Origin of the sequence: Candidatus Ichthyocystis sparus, from assembly GCF_900078745.1 — a bacterium.
Lineage (GTDB): Bacteria > Pseudomonadota > Gammaproteobacteria > Burkholderiales > 2013Ark19i > Ichthyocystis > Ichthyocystis sparus.
Genome location: NZ_FKII01000092.1, coordinates 1 through 2192, shown reverse-complemented (window position 1 = coordinate 2192; position 2192 = coordinate 1). Strand labels below are relative to the sequence as shown.

The 2192-nt window shown below is 50.5% G+C and carries 2 protein-coding genes; both read left to right on the top strand.

Annotation, left to right across the window (positions count from 1 at the left end; genetic code table 11):
- Positions 1–240: hypothetical protein (locus A6733_RS09915; RefSeq protein ID WP_092460827.1), on the top strand; the 240-nt coding region annotated here is incomplete at its 5' end.
- A gap of 791 nt (positions 241–1031) precedes the next feature.
- Positions 1032–1880, top strand: a complete 849-nt coding sequence (gene blaTEM, locus A6733_RS09910) for a TEM family class A beta-lactamase (protein ID WP_092460829.1) — start codon at positions 1032–1034, stop codon at positions 1878–1880.
- Positions 1881–2192: the final 312 nt, after the last annotated feature.

Sequence of the window (2192 nt, the reverse complement as noted above, 5' to 3'; positions counted from 1 at the left end):
TCTGCGCGTAATCTGCTGCTTGCAAACAAAAAAACCACCGCTACCAGCGGTGGTTTGTTTGCCGGATCAAGAGCTACCAACTCTTTTTCCGAAGGTAACTGGCTTCAGCAGAGCGCAGATACCAAATACTGTTCTTCTAGTGTAGCCGTAGTTAGGCCACCACTTCAAGAACTCTGTAGCACCGCCTACATACCTCGCTCTGCTAATCCTGTTACCAGTGGCTGCTGCCAGTGGCGATAAGTCGTGTCTTACCGGGTTGGACTCAAGACGATAGTTACCGGATAAGGCGCAGCGGTCGGGCTGAACGGGGGGTTCGTGCACACAGCCCAGCTTGGAGCGAACGACCTACACCGAACTGAGATACCTACAGCGTGAGCTATGAGAAAGCGCCACGCTTCCCGAAGGGAGAAAGGCGGACAGGTATCCGGTAAGCGGCAGGGTCGGAACAGGAGAGCGCACGAGGGAGCTTCCAGGGGGAAACGCCTGGTATCTTTATAGTCCTGTCGGGTTTCGCCACCTCTGACTTGAGCGTCGATTTTTGTGATGCTCGTCAGGGGGGCGGAGCCTATGGAAAAACGCCAGCAACGCGGCCTTTTTACGGTTCCTGGCCTTTTGCTGGCCTTTTGCTCACATGTTCTTTCCTGCGTTATCCCCTGATTCTGTGGATAACCGTATTACCGCCTTTGAGTGAGCTGATACCGCTCGCCGCAGCCGAACGACCGAGCGCAGCGAGTCAGTGAGCGAGGAAGCGGAAGAGCGCCCAATACGCAAACCGCCTCTCCCCGCGCGTTGGCCGATTCATTAATGCAGCTGGCACGACAGGTTTCCCGACTGGAAAGCGGGCAGTGAGCGCAACGCAATTAATGTGAGTTAGCTCACTCATTAGGCACCCCAGGCTTTACACTTTATGCTTCCGGCTCGTATGTTGTGTGGAATTGTGAGCGGATAACAATTTCACACAGGAAACAGCTATGACCATGATTACGCCAAGCTTGGTACCGAGCTCGGATCCACTAGTAACGGCCGCCAGTGTGCTGGAATTCGCCCTTATTCCCTTTTTTGCGGCATTTTGCCTTCCTGTTTTTGCTCACCCAGAAACGCTGGTGAAAGTAAAAGATGCTGAAGATCAGTTGGGTGCACGAGTGGGTTACATCGAACTGGATCTCAACAGCGGTAAGATCCTTGAGAGTTTTCGCCCCGAAGAACGTTTTCCAATGATGAGCACTTTTAAAGTTCTGCTATGTGGCGCGGTATTATCCCGTATTGACGCCGGGCAAGAGCAACTCGGTCGCCGCATACACTATTCTCAGAATGACTTGGTTGAGTACTCACCAGTCACAGAAAAGCATCTTACGGATGGCATGACAGTAAGAGAATTATGCAGTGCTGCCATAACCATGAGTGATAACACTGCGGCCAACTTACTTCTGACAACGATCGGAGGACCGAAGGAGCTAACCGCTTTTTTGCACAACATGGGGGATCATGTAACTCGCCTTGATCGTTGGGAACCGGAGCTGAATGAAGCCATACCAAACGACGAGCGTGACACCACGATGCCTGTAGCAATGGCAACAACGTTGCGCAAACTATTAACTGGCGAACTACTTACTCTAGCTTCCCGGCAACAATTAATAGACTGGATGGAGGCGGATAAAGTTGCAGGACCACTTCTGCGCTCGGCCCTTCCGGCTGGCTGGTTTATTGCTGATAAATCTGGAGCCGGTGAGCGTGGGTCTCGCGGTATCATTGCAGCACTGGGGCCAGATGGTAAGCCCTCCCGTATCGTAGTTATCTACACGACGGGGAGTCAGGCAACTATGGATGAACGAAATAGACAGATCGCTGAGATAGGTGCCTCACTGATTAAGCATTGGTAACTGTCAGACCAAGTTTACTCATATATACTTTAGATTGATTTAAAACTTCATTTTTAATTTAAAAGGATCTAGGTGAAGATCCTTTTTGATAATCTCATGACCAAAATCCCTTAACGTGAGTTTTCGTTCCACTGAGCGTCAGACCCCGTAGAAAAGATCAAAGGATCTTCTTGAGATCCTTTTTTTCTGCGCGTAATCTGCTGCTTGCAAACAAAAAAACCACCGCTACCAGCGGTGGTTTGTTTGCCGGATCAAGAGCTACCAACTCTTTTTCCGAAGGTAACTGGCTTCAGCAGAGCGCAGATACCAAAT